General features: G+C 64.8%; 10 protein-coding genes and 1 pseudogene. 4 read left to right on the top strand and 7 right to left on the bottom strand.

What is annotated here, in order from left to right:
* Positions 1 to 130 precede the first annotated feature (130 nt).
* Positions 131 to 1,216, bottom strand: a complete 1,086-nt coding sequence (gene cysK, locus L1965_RS15155) for a cysteine synthase A (RefSeq protein WP_235757279.1) — start codon at positions 1,214 to 1,216, stop codon at positions 131 to 133.
* A gap of 128 nt (positions 1,217 to 1,344) precedes the next feature.
* On the bottom strand, positions 1,345 to 1,713 hold the full coding sequence (locus L1965_RS15150) for a cupin domain-containing protein (RefSeq protein WP_235757278.1): 369 nt from the start codon (positions 1,711 to 1,713) through the stop codon (positions 1,345 to 1,347).
* A gap of 139 nt (positions 1,714 to 1,852) precedes the next feature.
* Between L1965_RS15150 and L1965_RS15145 the strand changes: the two genes are divergently transcribed.
* A complete protein-coding gene (locus tag L1965_RS15145) occupies positions 1,853 to 3,403 on the top strand; it encodes a winged helix-turn-helix domain-containing tetratricopeptide repeat protein (RefSeq protein WP_338421492.1) in 1,551 nt (516 codons plus the stop codon).
* Positions 3,404 to 3,668: 265 nt separating this feature from the next.
* Here the strand turns inward: L1965_RS15145 and L1965_RS15140 are convergent, their stop codons facing one another.
* Positions 3,669 to 4,343, bottom strand: a complete 675-nt coding sequence (locus L1965_RS15140; RefSeq protein WP_235757277.1) for an SDR family oxidoreductase — start codon at positions 4,341 to 4,343, stop codon at positions 3,669 to 3,671.
* Positions 4,344 to 4,535: 192 nt separating this feature from the next.
* Here L1965_RS15140 and L1965_RS15135 point away from each other — a divergent pair.
* Positions 4,536 to 5,489: pseudogene (locus tag L1965_RS15135) on the top strand (aldehyde dehydrogenase family protein).
* On the opposite strand, the gene L1965_RS15990 reads toward L1965_RS15135, so the two are convergent.
* The 3 genes from L1965_RS15990 to L1965_RS15120 all read right to left on the bottom strand — a co-directional run bounded on the left by L1965_RS15990 (position 5,486) and on the right by L1965_RS15120 (position 8,220).
* The gene (locus L1965_RS15990) at positions 5,486 to 6,604 is read right to left on the bottom strand and encodes an endonuclease/exonuclease/phosphatase family protein (RefSeq protein WP_235757276.1); all 1,119 of its coding nucleotides are present in this window, start codon (positions 6,602 to 6,604) and stop codon (positions 5,486 to 5,488) included. The pseudogene L1965_RS15135 and the gene L1965_RS15990 sit on opposite strands and share 4 nt — an antisense overlap.
* Positions 6,605 to 6,843: 239 nt before the next feature.
* Positions 6,844 to 7,326, bottom strand: a complete 483-nt coding sequence (locus L1965_RS15125; RefSeq protein WP_235757275.1) for a PRC-barrel domain-containing protein — start codon at positions 7,324 to 7,326, stop codon at positions 6,844 to 6,846.
* Positions 7,327 to 7,581: 255 nt separating this feature from the next.
* Positions 7,582 to 8,220, bottom strand: a complete 639-nt coding sequence (locus L1965_RS15120; RefSeq protein WP_235757274.1) for a hypothetical protein — start codon at positions 8,218 to 8,220, stop codon at positions 7,582 to 7,584.
* Positions 8,221 to 8,618: 398 nt separating this feature from the next.
* On the opposite strand from L1965_RS15120, the gene L1965_RS15115 reads away from it, so the two are divergent.
* Positions 8,619 to 9,638 carry a hypothetical protein gene (locus L1965_RS15115; protein ID WP_235757273.1) on the top strand — a complete coding sequence of 340 codons (1,020 nt, stop codon included), beginning with the start codon at positions 8,619 to 8,621 and terminating at the stop codon, positions 9,636 to 9,638.
* Positions 9,639 to 9,944: 306 nt separating this feature from the next.
* Positions 9,945 to 11,378 carry a phospholipase D-like domain-containing protein gene (locus L1965_RS15110; RefSeq protein ID WP_235757272.1) on the top strand — a complete coding sequence of 478 codons (1,434 nt, stop codon included), beginning with the start codon at positions 9,945 to 9,947 and terminating at the stop codon, positions 11,376 to 11,378.
* Between the two features lie 360 nt (positions 11,379 to 11,738).
* On the opposite strand, the gene L1965_RS15105 is transcribed toward L1965_RS15110, so the two are convergent.
* Positions 11,739 to 20,132, bottom strand: coding sequence for a GH36-type glycosyl hydrolase domain-containing protein (locus L1965_RS15105; RefSeq protein ID WP_235757271.1), 8,394 nt, complete (start codon positions 20,130 to 20,132; stop codon positions 11,739 to 11,741).
* Between the last annotated feature and the right edge of the window lie 353 nt (positions 20,133 to 20,485).

Below are 20,485 nucleotides of genomic sequence, written 5' to 3'. Positions count from 1 at the left end.
CCCAAGCCGAAACGTTTCGCCCGGATGGATGACCATCAGGACGCGTCAGGGCCGCCGCACCGCCCGCGTCGCCGGTCGCCTCGCCGCCGACCGTCTGGCGGATACGGCATGCCCCTTGGCCTCCCGTCTTCTACTCTGCGGCCATCTGGAAACCTGGCGTCGAAAGCGACAGCGCTGCTTCTTCCTCGGTCATGTCCTCGGGAATCGTTTCGAACAGCGGCGTCGACATGTAGCGTTCGCCCGTATCGGGCAGCATGCAAAGGATGACGGTCCCCGGTCCGGCCCGCTCGGCAATCTTCATCGCGACGGCGAAGGTCGATCCGCCCGAGACGCCCGTCAGGATACCTTCCTTCTGGGCGAGCCGCTGAGCCCAGGCAATGCCCTCGGGGCCGGCAACCGGGATCAGTTCGTCATAAAGCCCGTCATCCACCGCTTCCTGCAAGACATGGGGAATGAAATCCGGGGTCCAGCCCTGGATCGGGTGCGGCTCGAAAGCAGGGTGGCTTTCGGCGGGTGAGTGATCGGAATTGCGCGCCTGCGGATGGCCGCTGCCCAGAAGCTGCGCATTGGCTGGCTCCGACAGGACGATCTTGGTCTCGGGCCGCTCGCGGCGCAGAACGCGACCAACGCCCGTGACCGTGCCACCCGTGCCGTAGCCGGTGACCCAGTAATCCAGCCGCTCGCCGGAAAAATCCGCGAGGATCTCGCGCGCGGTGGTGTTCTCGTGGATGCGCGCGTTGGCCTCGGTCTCGAACTGGTGGGCCAGGAACCAGCCATTCGCCTCGGCCAGTTCCACCGCCTTGCGATACATGCCAAGACCCTTTTGGGCCCGCGGCGTCAACACGACTTTCGCGCCCATCATCCGCATCAGCTTGCGGCGTTCGACCGAAAAGCTGTCGGCCATCGTCACCACCAGCGGATAGCCCTTCGCTGCGCAGACCATGGCCAGCCCGATCCCGGTATTTCCCGACGTCGCCTCGATCACCGTCTGCCCCGGGCTGAGGGTTCCGTTCCGTTCAGCCTCCTCGATGATGCTGATCGCCAGCCGGTCCTTGACCGACCCGGCCGGGTTGAAGGCCTCGACCTTCACATAGATGTCTGTCCCCGCCGGCGCGAGAGAATTGATCCGGATCGCGGGAGTGTCTCCGATGGTTTCGAGAACGCTGTCGAAAAGCCGGCCGCGTCCCGTCGTTGTGCGTCCTGGAACGGTGTCCATTGGCTTCCTCCATTCTGTTTTCATCGACCGACCTATCCGGCCGCGGCATGTCTCAGTCCGCCATGCGCTTGCGCGTCAGGATGGTCCCGGCCATCGCGGTCGAGCGAAGCAGCATGAGCGGCAGCCAGTCAGTGCTGGTGTTCGGGCGGCGCGAACAGGATCAGTTCGACCCGGTCGGTGCCTTCGACATAGGCGTCATGCCCCGCCGGGATTTCAAAGAAATCGCCCGTGCTGATGCGCGTCTCGACGCCCGTGTCGATCATGCGGACCACCAGCTTGCCCGAGATGCAATAGCCGGTGTGCCGCATGGGACATGAGTCGGGTGAGCCGAGCAGCGGTTTCTCGTCAGTCTCCCACGTCCAGCCGGGTTCGAAGATTGCATGCATTCCCGAACTGCCATCGGCCATCTTGACGATGGAGATTCCGCCGCGATCCTTCATGTCCAGAAGCTGATCGGGCGCTTCGAACCGCCTTGTTTCTATCGCATTTTCTTGCATCGTTCTCTCCGTTGAATTCTTGGATTTTTCGCACCCAACGCGATCGCACTCCTTGAGTTTGCCGCATGCGCTTCGGAAAAGCTTGACGGAGTTCTGAAGATTTCCTGTAGAAGACCGTCATTGTGCAGTATGCTCGCGCATGGCATGGACATTTGGAGAGTTCCGACTCGACCCCGAGCGATTCCAGCTTAGTCGCGGCGGTATGCCGGTGCGGGTAGAGCCGCAGGTTCTCTCCGTCTTGATCCATCTTGTCCGAAACCGCGATCGCATGGTGACGAAGGACGAGATCGCGACCGCTGTCTGGCAGGGTCAGGCGGTTTCTGACGCAAGCATTTCCAGCCGGATCCGCTCGGCCCGTCAGGCGGTTGACGACGACGGAGCGAGACAGGCCGTGATCCGCACCGTTCATGGGCGCGGGTTCCGATTTGTCGCCGAAGCGACTGCCCTGGCGCCCGCGCCTGCGGCTTCCGAAAGTATCGTCCATCCGTCTTCCGATCATCCCGGCGGTCGTCCCTCCATGGCTGTGCTGCCGTTTCGGCCGCTCGGCATGTTGCCCGAGCTGGCCATCATGAGCGATGCCATCCCCCATGAGATCATCGAGGCGCTGTCGCGGCTGCGATGGCTTGCGGTCATTGCACGTGGCTCGTCCTTCCGTTTCCGACAGGCCGGCATCGATCTCGATCTGGTATCGACGGCACTCACTGCGCGCTACATTCTGTCCGGCATCATCGAGAGTCCCAGACGCACGATCGCAGTGACCCTGGAACTGACCGACGCAAGCTCTCGCGAAATCCTCTGGGCGGATCGCCTCGTCGCTCCTGTCGATCAGATCGGTGACCTCAGGGCGCGCATCGTGGCGCACCTGATTGCGGCACTTGAGACGCATATTCCATTCAACGAGGCGCGTCTCGCGCGGCTGAATGATCCCGAGAGCCTGGACGCCTGGTCAAACTATCATCTCGGCCTGGCTCATCTCTATCGTTTTACCGCTGTCGACACGGCGCTCGCGCAAGGCTGTTTCGAACGGGCGGTCACGGCCGATCCGCAATTCGCGCGCGCCCATGCGGGACTTTCCTTCACCAGCTTTCTCGACGCCTTCCTGCGTCTGAGCGCCGATCCGGCGGCGGCAGGGCGCAACGCGCGGCGTCACGCCGAAAACAGTTTGGAACTGGACCCGCTTGACCCGTTTGCGAACTTCACGATGGGCCGTTCGTTCTGGCTGACCGACGAGCCCGAGGTCGCCCTCGACTGGCTGGCGCGGGCGACGGCGCTGAACCCCAACTACGCTCAAGGCTTTTACGCCTCGGCCTTCACCGCAATGCTGACAGGAGATGCGCCGGCGACCTTCGGCGCTCTGGAGACCTCGCTGCATCTGAGCCCGCTCGACCCGCTGCTCTACGGCGTCCACGGCGTTCGTGCCCAGATGCTGGTGCAGCAGGAAGAGCATCAGGCGGCGGCTCACTGGGCAGACCGCGCGGCGACCACTCCCGGTGCCCATCACCTGATCGCCATGATCGCGCTTGCTGCGAACAGTCTAGCCGGTCGCCACGACCAGGCAGCGCGGTGGCGGCAAGAGGTGCGCAGGCGCAAGCCCGATGCTTCGGCGGCAGACTACTTCGCCGCCTTTCCGACTCGCGACACCGGATCCCGTGCGCGCATCGCGACCGAGCTGCGTCGGCACGGCTTCTGATCCCTATTGGCTCCATCCGGGACGGCAAAGCCCGGCAGCTCTCAAGCAATACGGCCGTGGTGGAAAATGCCGACCCTGTCCATGACACTGCGGCCGATCGCCGGATCTGCCTTAGCCGGATGGTAGAATATTGATCTTAATCGCACATCGGCTAAGGCTAGACGTCAGGCCCATCGCATCCGCCACTTGCCTCTTCCAGGTCAGTCTCCGTTTTCGCTTCCACACGGATTCCATCAGGAAGAGATCGCATCAGTCCGAAACGAATTCATTGTGTTGGCATGAGAAAAATCTCGTTTACGGCGCAGCGGGCATCTGCATCGAGGGCAAAAATCGCTGCTTTGGCCACATCCTCGGGCTGCAGCTTGTCGGGCTTCGGCTCGTCAAAGAACGCCGTGTCGACCATGCCTGGTGCGATGACCGTGCATCGGCCGCCGAAAGACTTCATTTCCTCGGACAGATTGCCGCCATATCCGTGTACAAACCACTTCGACGCGCCGTAAACCGACCCAGAAATGTGGCGCCTTCCGGCAGCGGACCCGGTCAGCAGAAGATGACCCGCCCGCTCTTTCAGGTGCGGCATTGCGGCCATGACGGTCCAGAGGACGCCCAGAACGTTCACGCCGATCATCCGCTTCCATTCCTTCGGGTCGCCTGCTTCGGTGCCGGCAGCCGACAGCCCCATGCCGGCATTGGCGAAGGCCGCGTCCAACCCGCCGGTCTTGCCAACCAATGTCGCCATCGCCTCCTTCAGGGTGTCCAGGTCGGTCACGTCGCCCGGCAAGGCCATGGCCTTGTCGCCAAGTTCGCCAGCGAGAGCGTCGAGCTTGTCCCTTGATCGCGCGAACAGCCCGACATGCCAGCCCTGCGCAACCGCCAAGCGTGCCGTCGCCGCGCCGATCCCGCTCGAGGCGCCCGTGATGAAAAGTGTCTTCGTGCTCATGTCGCTTCCTGCTGTGTAAAAGGTAAATGGATAGAACGTTTCCGCGCTTTTCGGGGCGCTTCTGAGATGACTTTCGCGGGTTCGGCGAAAGCAGCATCAGATTCGAGTGACGACTCTCTGCAGCATTGACGTCACGGGTAAGGAACGCGTGGCGGCGCCAAGCGTTGCCTACGTCATCGTAAAGGGACCCGCATGTCGGCAATTACCACCAATAATCCCGCGATCGAGAAAGAAATCCAGACCTGCAACCTCATGACCGAACAGGAGGGGACGGACCGGATCGAGGTCTGCCACGCGGCGTTTCTGGAGTGGCGCAGACTCACCCATCACGAACGGGCCCCGTTCCTGACGAAGATCGGCCAGAAGCTGCGCGACCATGCGGACAAGCTGGCCGCATTGATGACGCGTGACACCGGCAAGCTACTGAAGGACCGGCATCTTTAGGTCGAGAGTTGTGCGGCGATCTGTAAGTATTCCGCGCGGCGCGGACCCGACGCGCTGGCCGATGAAGAGCGGACGCACGGGTCCGACCAGAGGCGCGGTGTTGTCAGCTATCGACCCATCGGCGTCATCTATTCGATCCAGCCCTGGAACTTTCCCCTCTCACAGCCGATCCGCGTGCTGGCCGCCAACCTGATTGCAGGCAGCTGTTGCATTCTGAAACATGCCAGAATCTGCACCGGGTCCGGCCTGCGCCGGCGCGAACGCTGCATCGAGGCGGGGCTGCCCGAGGACCTGTTTCAGGTCATCGTCATCGACCACGACATCAGCGACGCGCTGATCGCCCACCCCAAGGTTCGTGGTGTGACGCTTGCGGGAAGCGATGGCGCCGGGCGACATGTCGGGGCCGTGGTCGCGACGGCACTGAAGAAGACCGTGCTCGAACTGGGGTCGAATGACGCCTACCTCGTACTGAAGGATGCCGACCTCGAGACGGCGGCAAAATTCTCGGTCATGGGACGGCTCTTCGTCATGGGCTGGCATTCCGGGGGCGAGATCGGCCAGCACCGTGGCCGGATAATAGGGCCCCCGTGCGGTCCGGCGCGTCGCCACCGCAGAGGAGCGTTGCCCCCTTTGGCGACGCTTTCATCCACTTGTCCCTTGGACCAGTCGAGGCCCTTATCGGAAACCTGCGGCAGGCGTTAGTTGTCCAGGGAGCTGATTGAATGTCTCGCTGCTTTGATGGAAGCCTCGGCTTCGGCGAGGTCACCAGCAAGAAGTTCCGGCGCATGCTGCGCTGCTCCACGCCCATGGCAAAGGGTCGCGGCCACCGCAAGATGGTCCGACCCGAAATCCGGCAGCGTGCGAAAGTCATGCAGCGTGAACTGGGGCTGAAACAGGATCTGGTCGAGTGGCCAGGAGAACAGATAGCTCCCGGTGTCATAAGTCGGGAAAAGTCCGCGTCCGACGCGAGGATCGAGAAGCCCTCCGATCCGCATGGCGCGTCGCGTCGCGCGCTCCCATGGGACGGCGTTGAAATCGCCCGCGAGGATCGTCGGTGCATCCCACTCACGCGCAAGCAGCGCCCCCTGAAGGACATGCGCGTCCCTCATCGCCGAGGTTTGAGAGAACGCGAGGGGCGGACGTGGATGAAGGCCGATGAACCCGATGATCTCTCCGCCAGACAGCCGCAGATGCGCCACTGCGGTCGGCGTGTCCGCGCCGAAGAAGAAGCGGAACTCGGGCGAAGTCAGTTCCAGTTTAGAGAAAAGGTGCATTCCGTAAAAGGAATGATCATCAGGAATACTCTGGATCCGGTAGCGGAAATCCTTGTCAAGGATCGACAGCCGCTCGTCCCACCACGCGTCAGTTTCCATCACCAGCAACAGATCAGGCTCCGTGACGGCGACCTGATCGAGAAATAGTTCGGCGCGTTCGTTCCCGCGTTTCACATTGGCGATCATGACACGCAGGGCACTCCCTTCCGGACAGTCGGGCTGTGCCACCACGGCGGGTTCGACAAGTCTGTTATATGGATGCAGCTTGTAGGCATGGTAGCCAAGTGCGGCCGCGGCACCGAAGATCGCCACCCAACCAAATCGACCCGGATGGCCTCGCAGACCGAAGTACAGCGCCATCAGCACGATCGTGACAAGTGCGAACTGTAACCGCGGAAAATCGAGAAAACGGATCCACCAGATATTGGTCTCGATCAAGGGCAGCAAGGACGCTGTGGTCAGCGCAACCAGAAGCCACAGAACGGTGCCGGCAGCCACCCGTCGATATATGCTTTTTCGATCGCCCACGACATTTTTCTCCACCTGGGCGTCACGTGAACCGGCTGTCGCCGCGACCGGGCGCTGTCATTCCTGGGAGGGACTGGTTGAGCGTCCTGTCAGACAACCATCCGAACTTGATCAGAATTTTTTACCCATGCGGGGAAGCGTCTCGCGTCGCGAGGACTGGATGCAAGTGATGGCCGAGTACGCCGAACGGAAGGAGCGGCGTCCGGCCGCTCCCTCCGCGCAACCCGTTGGTTTGTAACCAGCGGCGCGGGGGCTTACCACCAGCCGCTGTCAACTTCCTTGCGCGATTCGAGCTGCTCTTCGGAAAGCGGGGTCACGAAGGCCAGATCCCCATAGCCGTCTTCAGTGGATCCACCGACAGTTTTCAGGTCGGCCATGTCAATGACGACATGCGCGTCGCCGATATCGAGCCAACCGCCGACTTCTGCGATCACGCCAACGATCGTGCCATCACGAGAAATGACGATATCGGAGATCGAGCCGACTTCTTCCCAGTCTGTATCAAGCGCTTCGTAGTAGCCGGTTTCACCCCAAGCAGTTTCGTCGTATTCCATGTATTGGGTGTAGATGTTGGCACCGATGATATTCTCGGCGCGGATAAAGCGATTGCTCAATTCGTTGTCTACGACGCCGCTGTTGACACCCATCTGGTTGTCCATGTGGGTTTCGGAATGCGCCATCGAAGCACCGCCGAATGCAACGGCAAGCGCGAAGGCGGACGTGGTGAGATGTTTCATAAGTTTTCTCCTTTAGGTCGACTACAAGAAGAACGTCTTTGCGCCGCGACCGTTCCATTTCTTTTAGGTAGTTGGAACCGAAAATCCCGGGTTCCTCTTGGATCGCGATCAAGCCGGCTTGCGTTGTCAGCCGCAGGAAACAGGTCGGTGAGGGCAATCATGCAATCAGGCGACTGCGCCAAAACGTGAGGAGACTCAAAACAATAGCCAACGGCCCTGGCGTGTCCGGGGCAGTTGGCGGCTTGACCGTTTAGGTCAGTTCAACGGCGGCAGATCCAGTGCTCTCCGGATCGTCGCGATCCCGGGTTCGACCATCGCAGGATTGGCACTTGCACCTTCCACCAGCGCGCGCAGCGTCGAGCGTTGTTCGTTGGTCAACTTTTCGGAGTTGTCGATCAGCGCGAGAATCTCGTCGCGGTCAAAAGCTGCCGGCGTAAGCAACTGCTCGGCTTCGGCGCTGTCCGCGCCGTCCGTTTCCGTCGCGGCGGTGTCGGCTCCGGCTTCTGCGGTTGCATCTGCCGTTGCGCCGGGCATGGCCGCGGAATTGGTGGGGTCTGCATCGTTGATGTCGCGGGTTGAGGTCGCCGTGTCTTCTGGATCAAGAATGACGGGCCCATCGGTGGCCGAGTCCACCACAATCGCACCCTCGGTGATTTCATCGCCCACCACCGGGGGCGCGTCGTCGCCCATCCCGGCTTCGTCTCCGCCTGCAATCTCCGCGTCGCCGGTCAACGGGCTGTCGCTCGCGCGGCCCTCTTCACCCACGGCCGGCGCGAGCGGTTCCGTGCCCTGCTCCTCCAATCCCACCTCGTCGGACCGGGTGTTGACCCAGAAGAGTCCGCCGATGATGATGGCAACTGCGATCACGATCGCTATAATAATCCCTGGACGCATGGATTGACCTACCTTTGGCTTTGATCCTGGCAGCGACATTGCGCGGCCACCCTGACCGGTTTATTTGGTCGCGTCGCGGCAGACCACGAGGCGGATGCTTTCAAAACCATCGCGCGCGGTTTTCGTTCCTGTCGGATGGTTCGAATGCGTGTTTCGACCGAAACAGCGGCATCTGGATATTCTGGATATACAGTGCGTGTCACGGGGCCAGTCACCCGAGCCAGACAGGGGGGCCAGACAGCGGGGACAGACATCCGACCTGCGACACCCGTTGCGCGCACGCGACATGTCTTCCGTGCAGGAACAGCGGCTTGCCGTACTTCCGCGAATGAAATGGGAACGTGCCGGGTGGTGAACGGTTGTCAAGGGTATCCAACGAAAGAAGTAGGAGACCCACCATGTTCAAGAAAACCTCGCGCATCGCACTTCTGAGTTCAGTTGCGGCTGTTGCGTTCAGCACGGCGCATGCACAGACCAATGACCAGGCGGACGGCACCCTGGATACCCAGGCTTGCGTTACCCTGGCCGAACGGCTGACCAACGAGTCGGGGATCGAAGCCGACGTCCGCACCCAGGTCGAAGACGTCATCGCTGCGGGCGATGCCAACCAGTGTCGCGTCGTTTTCACCGCCTGGGACGAAGAGGGGACGATCAACCGCGAGTCTCTTGAGCTGGTTGCCACCGATACGGCCACCCAACGCATGATCGTGCAGCAGGAGATCGAAGTCGACGCCGACGTCGCCGTATATCAGCCGCCAGCCGAAGTCGATGTGGACACCGGCACCCCCGAGGTCGTCTGGACCATGCCGCGCCAGAGCGTCACCATCGACGAGAAGGCGCCGCAGATAGTCATCCGTCAGGCCAGGCCCACCGTGAATGTCGAGATCCCCCAGCCGCGAGTCACCGTGATGATTCCCGAACCCGAGATCGTCATTACATGGCCCGAGTCGACCCTCGAAATGTCCGAAGTCAGGCCGACGATCGAGGTTCGCATCCCCGAGCCGGTGGTGAACGTGAACATGCCCGATCCGGTGGTCGAACTGACGATCGGTGGTGAAGGCCCGACCGACCTTGTCGAACTCGAGGACGGCCGGTTCGCCCCGCAAGGCGCCACCGAAGAGGACCTGGCGCCCCGGATCACGGTTCAACAAGGCGAAGCGACGGTGAGCGCCGGCCAGGATACCGAAATGCCCGAGATCGTGTTCAACCGTGGCGAAGCTGTGGTCAGCTACGAAGTCGAAGAGCCGGAAGTGACGGTGACTGCCATCGGTGAGCCGGAGATCCGCGTCTCTGGTGGTGACACCGGTGAGGCGGCCGTCACGGTCCGCGGCGCAGCGGATGAAGAGGAAGACCGGACCGATCCCGAGCAGGTGTCCGATCAGAATCCCGAGCAGGATGCCGATCAGGGTGGCAACTGATCCGGGAGCAGTGACCGGGACATTTGTCCGGCTCTGCCTCACCGCAAGAACGTGGCACCTCGGCCCAACGGCCGAGGTGCCACGAACCATTAAGTGGCAGATCGACAAAGCCGCTTGGACCCATGCGAACGGCGATAGCAAGCCGGACACCGTCGTCCGTGCGGCAACCGGGTTTCGACCCGTTTGCGCAGGGCATCAGCAGGTTCGCCTCGCACGACGCAGATTCACAGGTGGCGTGGGAACTTTGCGGCCTTTGCGAAAATTGATGAAAGGCGACAGGAACGAACCCACCGCGGGAGAACACTCATGGATGCCACACGACCAGTTCTCCGGCCGGGCGAAACCTGCTGGCGGATCGAGACGGCGGATCGCCTGGCCGTGATCGTCGATGCGGCTGACTACTTCAGCGCGCTGCACGAGGTGATGCAAAAGGCGCAGCACAGCGTCATCATGGTCGGGTGGGAATTCGACACGCGGATCGACCTCGATCCGCGCAAGGAGCCGGACGACGCACCGCATAAATTGGGCAGGTTTCTCAGCTGGCTGGTGCGCCGCCGCCCCGATCTGAGGATCCATCTTCTGCAATGGGACGTGGGCCTTCTGGGGACGCTCGGTCGGGGCTCCACGCCGCTCAGGCTTGCGGATTGGCTGATCGGACGGCGCATCCGTCTTAAGCTTGACCACGCGCATGCCAGCGGTGCGGCCCATCATCAGAAGATCATCGTTATCGACGACGCGCTGGCGTTTTGCGGCGGCATCGATGCCACCGCCGAAAGATGGGACACGTCCGAACACGCGGATGACAGCCCGTGCCGGGTCAGGCCCACAACGAAGCGTTCCTACGGACCATGGCACGAAGCGTCCATCGCGGTCGACGGCGCGGCGGCACGTGCGCTGGGTGATCTCGTGCGGAAACGATGGGAGTATGCGACGGGGGAAAAGATCCCGCCACCGCCCGCCGTGAAGCCGCTCTGGCCGGAGACCCTAGAGCCGCTGCTGAAGGACTTCCCGGTCGCGATCTCGCGCACGTCGGCGGGCCATGCGGGGCGCGAGGCAGTCCACGAGATCGAAGCGCTTTACCTTGCGATCATCGCGGCCACGCGCCGCACACTCTACATCGAAAGCCAGTATTTTGCCTCGCGCACCCTTGCCGAGGCGATTGCCGCGAGGCTGGCCGATCCGGACGGCCCCGAATTCGTCGTGGTCAATCCCGAGTCGGCGCAAGGCTGGCTCGAGGAAAAGGCGATGGGCTCGGCCCGGGCGCGGTTGCTGGCGCTTGTCAGGAAGGCCGACGCGCACAAACGCTTCAGGCTCTATACCCCGGTGACACAGGGCGGGACGCCGATCTACGTGCACGCAAAGATCGTCATCATGGACGACACGCTGATGCGGGTGGGCTCGTCCAACCTGAACAACCGGTCGATGGGCTTCGACACCGAATGCGACCTGTCGGTCGAGGTGACAGAGGGCCTGTCGGACGAAGACAGCCTGAGGGCCAAGATCGCGGGCCTGCGCACCGCGCTTGTCGCAGAGCATCTGGGCGTCGCGCCACGGCAATTCGAGCGAGCGGTCGACACGGCGAACGGATCGTTGATCGGAGCCATCGAGGCGACGCGCGGAGACGGTCGGTCGCTGGTGCCGTTCGAGCCGCCCGATTTCGGCGTGATCGCGGATGCCGTCTTGCGGGAAAATGATCTTCTCGACCCCGAGCGGCCGGCCCGCCGGTGGCCCTGGTCCTGAGGTTGATGCAACGCATCAGAACGCGACACAAAGGCGCACGACAGATTATTGGCCTCGAGAGCGGCCCGGGCCGTTCGGCGCACCCCACTCTCACGATGTCAAGCGGATGCCGCACACCTGGTCGCGGGCAGGGGGGACGGAAGCTTTTCAGAAGCCGCTATCGCGACAGCACCGCCGAAACCCGTCAAATCTGCCCAGATGCGGCCAACTCTAGCGCAAGCAAGGTGCCAAGCCCCGCGGGTTTCGGCCCGTTCACGCGATCATCGGGGACGTGGGTCGGCCAGTCATTCATCTAGGGCCGGCGAACGCCGTTGCGACAGGCATTGTACACGTCGCAACATGGCTGCCTGGTGCCCGGCATCAGCCAAGTGTCACGCGAATGGCCTGTGTCTGCCCAGATGCGCAGACGACCATAGGCACATGCAACCGCCCGTCTTCCGGGGGGATGGCCACACCGTCCAGCGTCGCTGCGACGATACCGCGCCCGGAATGCGCGGGGTTGTCGATGGTAATCGCAAGACTGACCGCTCCGATCCTGACGCGCGCGGTGACCTGTGGCCAGTGTTTCGGAAAGCACGGGTTCAGGATCAGGGTCTCACCCGCACGGGACAGCCCGAGGATGCCTTCGATTCCGGCGCGGTACATCCATGCGGCGGACCCGGTATACCAGCTCCAACCCCCGCGTCCGTCATGCGGCGCGGTGGAATAGATGTCGGCTGCCACGACATAGGGTTCGACCTTGTAGCGCGTCGCATCGGCTGGCGTCAGCGCGTGGTTGATCGGGTTCAGCATCGCGAACAGATCGCCCGCCGAGTCCCCGTGGCCCAGCTTGGCGTAGGCAAGGATCGCCCACATCGCGGCGTGGCTGTACTGGCCGCCGTTTTCGCGCAGACCGGGCGGATACCCCTTGATATAGCCGGGGTCTTGCGGCGCGGCGTCGAAAGGCGGCGTGAACAGCAATGCAAGCCCCGGATCGGGACGTATCAGATGCTCGGCCATCGAGGCCATCGCCCGGATCGCCCGTCCCCGATCGGCGGCGCCAGACAGGACGGCCCAGGATTGCGCGATGCTGTCGATGCGGCATTCCTCCGACGTGGCTGACCCGAGGAGGGTCCCGTCGTCATAAGTGCCGCGCAGGTACCACGCGCCGTCCCAGCCGTCTCGCTCGATGGCCTGTTTCACCGCCGCGGCATGGCCCCGCCAGCGACGCGCGCGGGCCGGGTCGCGGGCGTCGGCATGGGGCGCCATGGCGTCAATCGTCGCGATCAGAAGCCAGCCCAGCCAGACCGAGGTGCCCTGCCCAGCTTCGCCTACACGGTTCATGCCGTCGTTCCAATCGCCTGTGCCGATCAGGGGCATGCCGTTCTCGCCGGTCAGGTCGATGGCTTGGTCGAGGCCGCGCGCGCAATGCTCGAACAGGCTCGCCGTCTGGTCCGACACGATCGGCAAGAAGAAATCGTCATGCGCGCCGGGGGGCAGCCTGGGGCCTTCCAGAAACGGCACCATCTCGTCGAGCACGGCTTTGTCGCCCGTGACCGCCACATACTGTGCGACGGCATGGCCCAGCCAGACGCGGTCATCCGAGATGCGCGTGCGCACTCCCTGCCCGGAGTGGGGAAGCCACCAGTGCTGGACGTCACCCTCCGGGAACTGTCGCGCGGCCGCGCGCAGCAGGTGTGCGCGCGTCATCTCGGGGCGGAGCGCTGCAAGCGCCATCCCGTCCTGCAACTGGTCGCGGAACCCGTAGGCGCCGCTGGCCTGGTAGAAGCCGGCCCGCGCCCAGATGCGGCAGGCCATCGTCTGATACAAGAGCCAGCCGTTCAGCATGATGTCCATTGAACGGTCCGGCGTTGTCACCTGCACCGCGCCCAACAGGTCGGCCCAGTGCGACTTCACGGCTTCGAGCGTGACCGCGGGATCGGCGCTGCGGTGGCGCTGGATCAGCGTGCGGGCGGCCCCGTCGCTGTCTGCCTGACCCAGCAGGAACAGCAACTCGACCGTTTCGCCGGGGGCCAGCGTCACGCGTCGTTGCAGCGCGGCACAGGGGTCGAGCGCAGGACCGGTTCGGCCCGATAGCGGGACCTGGCCAATGCCGGCGGGCGAGGCCATGCTGCCGCCAAGCCCCAGAACCTCGGCCCTGTCGCCACTGTGGCTGCTGGTCTCGGGCCCCAGATCGGCAAAGGCCGTGCGGCCCGGAAAGGCGGTCGAGAACGGGTTGCGAGCAAGGATCGCGCCGGTGGCAGGCTCGACGCTGGTGACGACATGGCGCAGGGTCGCGCCGCGCGATGGCCCCAGAACCCATTCGGCATAGGCCGTCACCGACAGGCGGCGCGTCCGGCCAGAGGCGTTGTGCAGCGTCAGGCGCGAAATGCGAAGGGCATCGTCCATCGGTACGAACTGCACCATCTCGGCGTCGATGCCATGGGCGCTGTGCTGGAACCGGCTGTAGCCGAAACCATGGCGCGCAACATACAGCCCGCCGTCGCGGATCGGCAGCGCGGTCGGGGTCCAGGTCTGGCCAGTGTCGAGATCATGCAGCCACATCGCCTCGGTCGCCGGATCGGTGACGGGATCGTTCGACCAGGGCGTCAGCTGGTTCTCGCGGCTGTTTTCCGACCAGACATGGCCGCTGCCGAGGGCCGAGACCTGAAACCCGAAGCCGGGGTTGGCGATCACGTTGATCCAGGGCGCAGGCGTGGTCTTGCCGTCCCGCAACACAATGACATATTCGCGGCCAGCGTCGGCAAAGCCGCCAGTTCCGTTGAAAAACTCCAGCGCCGAGGTATCGAAGGCCGCGGCCGGTGCTCGGGACACGGGCTGCGGCACTGGCGCAACTCCGGCCGTGGTCCTGCGGGCAGCCGGACGGGACAGGCCGGCGATCTGCTGGCCGATGCTGCCCCTGGCAGCGATCAGCACGACGCTGGCCATGGCAAGCAGCATCGCCTTCGCGTCGGGCAGCAGGTCGCTGCGCAGGACATGCACCTTGCCGATCGGTCCGCTCGAGGAAGGATCGGGTGGCGAGCGCGACCCGGACGTGCGCACCGCACCCTCGATCAGGGTCTGCAGGTCCTGCACATAAGAGGCAGCGCGGTCGTTCAGGATCACCACATCGAAGGCGCATTGCCGCATCCGCAGGTATTCGTGCGCGGCCAACAGCTCGAGAAGGCGAGGTACATCATGGGCATCCTCGATCCGGAACAGCAGGATCGGCAGGTCGCCCGAAATGCCATAGGGCCAGAGCGCTGATTGCGGCCCCGCACCGGTCGTGATGGTCGCATGTGGCGCCCGCAGGCGCGAATCGGCCCGGATCAGCATGCCGCACAGGCGCTGGAAATCAGCGGCTGCGGTTCGGGTCACGCCGAGATGGCGCAGCTGCACCTGCGCATGCGTCCAGGACAGCGTGGCGGCCCGGCCGAAGGCAGAAGGATCGCGGCAGTGGTCCACCAGATCCAGAAGCCTGTCGGAATCGTCCGCGACCATGGTCCAGAACGTGACGCGCACGCTGCCGCCCGCCGGCACCAGAACCGAGCGCCGGATCGCAAACACCGGGTCCAGCACCGTGCCCGTCGTTTGCGACAGCTCGACACCCGCCACGGCAGCCTGCCCGATGCTGCTGCCCTGCCCGATGAACCGGGCGCGGTCCGTCTCGAATGCGATCGGGGCGACCTCCTGGCCTTCGACCACTGCGATATGGGCGGCCCAGATCTCGGGATCGTCCGGCGCGCGGCGGCGACGCGTGGCGATGAGGACGCCAAGTTCGGGCAGGAAGTCGGTGACCACGAAAAGCTTGGAAAAGGCCGGATGCGCCACATCCGCAGGCATCGGCGCAAGCACCAGCTCGGCGTATGAGGTGAGGTCGATCTCGCGCGGGGTGCGGCCGGTGTTGGTCAGCGTCACGCGCCGCGCCTCGGCGTCGTCTTCGGCAGAGACGACAATCTCGGTCAGCGTCGTCAGGGATGCGGCCGTGTGGGTGAAAACCGCCTCATGCTCGCTGAACACAGCCTCATGGCAGCTGGCGTCGCCCCCCGCCGGTTGCAGGGCCGCCGACCAGGCCGCCCCGGATATCCGGTCGCGCGCAAGGATGAACGCCCCGTACTGCCCCGTCGTCGGATCGTCGCGCCACCGGGTCACGGCAAGGCCACGCCAGCGGCTGAACCCCGCGCCGGTGGGCGTCAGCATCACGGCGTAGGATCCGTTCGACAGCAGATGCGCGGTCGGCGCGGCCGTTGCCGGTGACAGGAACTGCCGCACCACCGGTGTCCGGTCCGGGTCGGGGGACGCCACCGTGGCCTCTTCCGCGCGCGGTGGCGCTTCGGCAACGTCGCGCGGCGCACGTTCCTGCAACAGCAGCTCCACCGCCATGATCATCGGCTCGGCGTGGAAGCGGGCGCGCAGGCGACCCTCCTGAACCACGTTCGCGATGGCGGTGATGGTCATGCCCTGATGATGCGCCATGAAGCTGCGCACGATGGCGCAGTCTGCGCCTGCGGGAAGGCGCGACGCGGTGTAGTCCAGCGCTTCGTAGAACCCGAACCGCCCCTCGGCCCCGAGGCCTGCGAGACGATCGAAATTGCGCCGTGCGTCGCCGGGCGCCACCATCGCGGCCAACCCGGTCGCATAAGGCGCGACGACGCGGTTCTCGCTCAAGCCCCGTTTCAGGCCCAGGCCGGGCACGCCGAAATTGGAGTATTGATAGGTCATCTCCAGATCGCGGGCGTTGTAGGCCGATTCCGATATGCCCCACGGGATGCCAAGGGCCGTGCCATGGGCCTGCTGGCGGCCCACGATCCGGCGGTTCGTCTCCGCCAGCACGGATCCTTCGGGGGCGCGCATCACCAGCGACGGCATCAGATACTCGAACATGCTGCCCGACCAGGAGATCAGGGCGGCGCCTGCGCCCATCGGCGTGGCCGCGCGGCCGAGGCGGAACCAGTGGCGGGTCGCGACGTCGCCCTTGGCAATCGCGAACAGGCTTGCCAGCCGCGCCTCGGAGGCCAGAAGGTCGTAACAGCTGGGATCGAGCCGGTTGGTGGTGACGGAAAAGCCGATCGACAGGAGCTGCTTGTCCTTGTCGAGCAGGAACCCGAACTCCATGCCGGTTGCAAAATCGCGGGCGAGGCGTTCAAGGGCCGTGAGGCGCGGATCAAGGGTCAGGTCGCGGTCGGCGGCGTGGCTTGAAAGACAGCTGTGCACGGCCTCGACCCAGAAGACGACCTCTGATCCGGCTGCCGCAGTGGTCCGGGCGCGGGTGACTGCGTTGATACTCAGGTCCAGCAGCCGGTCAAGCGGTGCCTGTTCTGCCGCGGCATCGGAAAGCGCTGCCAGCCGGTCGGCCAGGCTGCGATCCGGGGCTTGCCCGTCGGTCAGCGCGCTTTCTGCCAGTCGCAGCGTATCGGACAGGCCGACGCGCCAGTCGGCCTCGGAAACCGGGCTGTGTTGCCAGTCGGCGCAGGCCTGCGCCACGGCGATCAGGTGCCCGGCCAGATTTCCGCTGTCGACCGAGGAGATATAGGCCGGGTCCAGCACGTGCAGATCGTCCGTCGCGTGCCAGTTGTAGAGATGGCCGCGGAACGTCGGCATCCGCCGCATCGTGGCCAGCGTCCGTTCCAGCCGGGCTGTGGCCTCGGCCCGTCCGATCCAGCCCAGATCATGGGCCGCCGTCGTGGCCAGCATGTAAAGACCGATATTGGTGGGCGAGGTGCGCCGCGCCAGCACGGGTCGCGGGGTTTCCTGAAAGTTGTCGGGCGGCAGGTCATTGTCGGCGGCCGTCACGTAGGTCTCGAAAAAGCGCCATGTGCGGCGTGCGACCAGCCGCAGTCCCAACCTGTCCGCATCGGAGAGCAGGGCTGTCTCGGGCGGCGGTCGCGCTCGGCTGACCTGGAAGGCGATGAGCGGGCTCACGAGCCACAGCAGGGCGATCGGCGCAACCAGCGGCCAGGCGACCGGGTTCAGCGCAAGTGCCACGCCGGCCACCACAAGGCCCAGCACGACGCCGCCGGCCATGTCCCGGTACTGTGCCAGCGGGCCCAGACGCCCCCGTTGCGAGGTATGGGCCGAGGTCATCCACTCCAGCAGGTTCCGATGGGTCCCGTAAAGCCGCAATCCCGTGCGCAGGATCGCATCGGCCATCCGTGCAGCCGTGTCGGGCAGCAACGCGATGTCCAGCGCGATACGCCCGGCCGCGGTTCGGGCGTCGCGGGTCAGGGCGGCAAGATGGCTGTGGGCGGTGATGCCGGCCCGGCCGGGCAGAAGGGCGAAAGGCAAGGGAAGCATATAGGGCAGCGCCAGCATGACAAGCACCAGGGCGGTCCACGCCGCCGCACCGGGCAGAGGCAACAGCCAACCCGCCCCAAGGGCTGCCAGCGTCAGCGGCGCGGTCAGCGAGCGGCGCAGGTTGTCGATGATCTTCCACCGTCCAAGCGCAGAGATCGCACTTTGTCCAGTCGCGGCGCGCCCGGTCAGCCATGGCAGCAGCTGCCAGTCACCACGCACCCAACGGTGCTGTCGGCGCGCGGCGATGTCATGGCGTGCCGGGAAATCCTCGACCACCTCGATGTCGGACACCAGCGCCGCGCGGGCAAGATCCCCCTCGAACAGGTCGTGGCTAAGCATGGTGTTGTCGGGCACTCTGCCGGCCAGCGCCGCCTGGAAGGCATCGACGTCGTATATGCCCTTGCCGGTGAACGAGCCTTCGCCGAACAGGTCCTGATAGATGTCCGAGATCGCCGCCGCATAGGCGTCGATGCCGCCGTGGCTGGCGTTGATCTGCTGATAGATCGATCCCTGGGCACCGACGGGCAAGGCAGGCGTCACCCGCGGTTGCATGACGCTGTAGCCCTGCGTCACCCGCCCCGCGTCCGCATCGAAATGCGGCGCGTTCAGGGGATGGGCCATCTTGCCGACCAGCCGCCGGACCGTATCGCGGAGCAGCCGCGTGTCGGCATCAAGCGTGATCACGAACCGCACATATTGCGGCACCGCGCAGGGGGCGACAAAGCTGGTGTCGGTCGCGCCGCGCAGCAGCCGGTTCAGCTCTGTCAGCTTGCCGCGCTTGCGCTCCCACCCCATCCAGACGCCCATTTCCGGGTTCCACAGGCGACGGCGATGCAGGAGCAGGAACCTGTCGCCATCCGGCGACGGATAGGTTTCGTTCAACCGGGCCACCGCGCGCCTTGCATGGGCGATCAGATCGGCATCCTGCGGCCGGGTCTCGGAGGCGGCATCGGGACCGTCGGACAGAATTGCGTAGTGCACCGCGCCTTGCGTGCTGGACAGGTGATGCACCTCCAGCCGTTCGATACAGTCCGCGACATCCTCGACAGTGTTCAGCAGCACGGGCACGGCGACGAGACAGCGCAGGTCCGGCGGAATCCCATGCGCAAGATCCAGCCCCGGCAGGCGCCGCGGCGCAACGGTGCGCGTGACCGCCAGATTGACCAGGGCGCTGCCAGCCTCGAACGCCGGGGCAAGCCCTGCAAGGACAAGGGGCACAGCCAGCCAGCCCTGCGCCCCGGCCAGCATCAGCGCCACCCCGAGGATCGCGAAAGCGGCAATCCACAGCGCAGCCAGATAGCCCGGCAGACCGACGCGGCCGAGGATCCGCCTCAGGCGCAGGCCCGGACCCGGGCGGTATCCGATGTCACTCTCCAGCGCGCGCCGGCCCGGTCCGATCAGACTGTGGCCGGGATCGCGCGTAGCGGGTGTCGCGCCCGCGTCGGCGCGGGCCAGCGCTGCCTCGGTCACCGCGACCTCCGTGATCCCTGAAGCGCGCGCGAGCGTCTCGATCGCGGTGCGGTAGAGGTTGCGGGACGCGAAATCCATCGCGCCGAAATCCGAGCCAGCGCGCAGCCTTGCGTCGACCGGACTGACCTCTTCGAAGAAATCGGGCCACTCCATCTCGGAGATCAGCCGCATGCTGGTGACAATGTCGCGCATCGTGACATTCGATGCACCTTGCTGGCCTTGGGCGAGCAGCACCACATCGTCGGCAGTCAGGCCCTGCTGGCCCAGGCACTCCTGCAGCCAGCCATGCAAGGGCGTGTCGGCGGCACTGAACCCCCGCAGCCGCTGGATGACCCGCGCCGCAAAGGCTTCGGGCAATGGTGCGCCTTCCAACGCTTCCGTGGCATCGGCAAGGGCGCGAAACGCCAGGTCACGTGACGCGGGCGCATTGCCCGTTCCGGCGTGGCCTATCACCATGTCCACCAGATCGTCCGCGGCACGGCGGCTGTTCTGCTCTGCGACAATCTGGTCTGTCACCCGGCGCATGTTCTCGATCAGCACGATGCGCAGGGTGATGGCGACGGCCCAAAGCTCGCCGATCGTCAACGGATCGATGGTCTGATAGGCGCGCAGGAAACGGGCCAGCACAGGCACATTCAGCAGGCTGTCGGTGTGCGCCACATAGGCCCAGGCGATGCCCAAGACGCGCGGATAGCCGGCGAAGGGGCCGGTGGCGAGCTTGGGCAACTGACGGTAATATCCCGGCGGCAGGTCGCGCGAGATCTGCTGAAGCTGACGTTCGACAAGGTGGTAATTGTCAAGCAGCCATTCGGTCGCCGGGGTGACGGCCTGACCGGCCTGCACCGCCTGAGAACAGGATCGGTAGGCCGACAGCAGGACGGTCGAGTTGTCGCGCACCCGATCGCGCAGCGGCGCTACCCGCAATTTGCGATCCGTGACGGGCTGGGCCTGCGCCAGCGAAATCGCGTGATGTTCAAGACGCTCCGCCCCGAACAGGTCGGCGCGGATCACCGCGGTGCCGTTCCAGGGGTTGTTTTGCTGCGCCGGCCGTCCGACGTGCCGCCACAGTTTCCACCAAGCACCGTGCTCAGGGTTTGGGTGTTGACTGCGATCCCGGGGCGTCACTGATGGGACGTAAGGTCAGGGTCGTTGACGATACGTTCGGAAGAACTCGTGCGTGACGTCGCTCCGCCCGTGCCTGTCGCGGCGCGACGTGTGTCCTGCACCCTCGTGACGGTGCGCTGGCACTGCGTTGGCCTGTCGTTGCACAGGCGCCGGGCCATGGCGTCCCATTTTTCGGTGATCTGATCCCATTCCATGTGAAGATCCTTTCTGGACCTGGCACCGGTGCGCGAGCATGCCGA

Origin of the sequence: Paracoccus salsus (genome assembly GCF_021556615.1) — a bacterium.
Lineage (GTDB): Bacteria > Pseudomonadota > Alphaproteobacteria > Rhodobacterales > Rhodobacteraceae > Paracoccus > Paracoccus salsus.
Note: the sequence above shows the minus strand (reverse complement) of the source record. Positions and strands in the feature narration are given on the sequence as shown.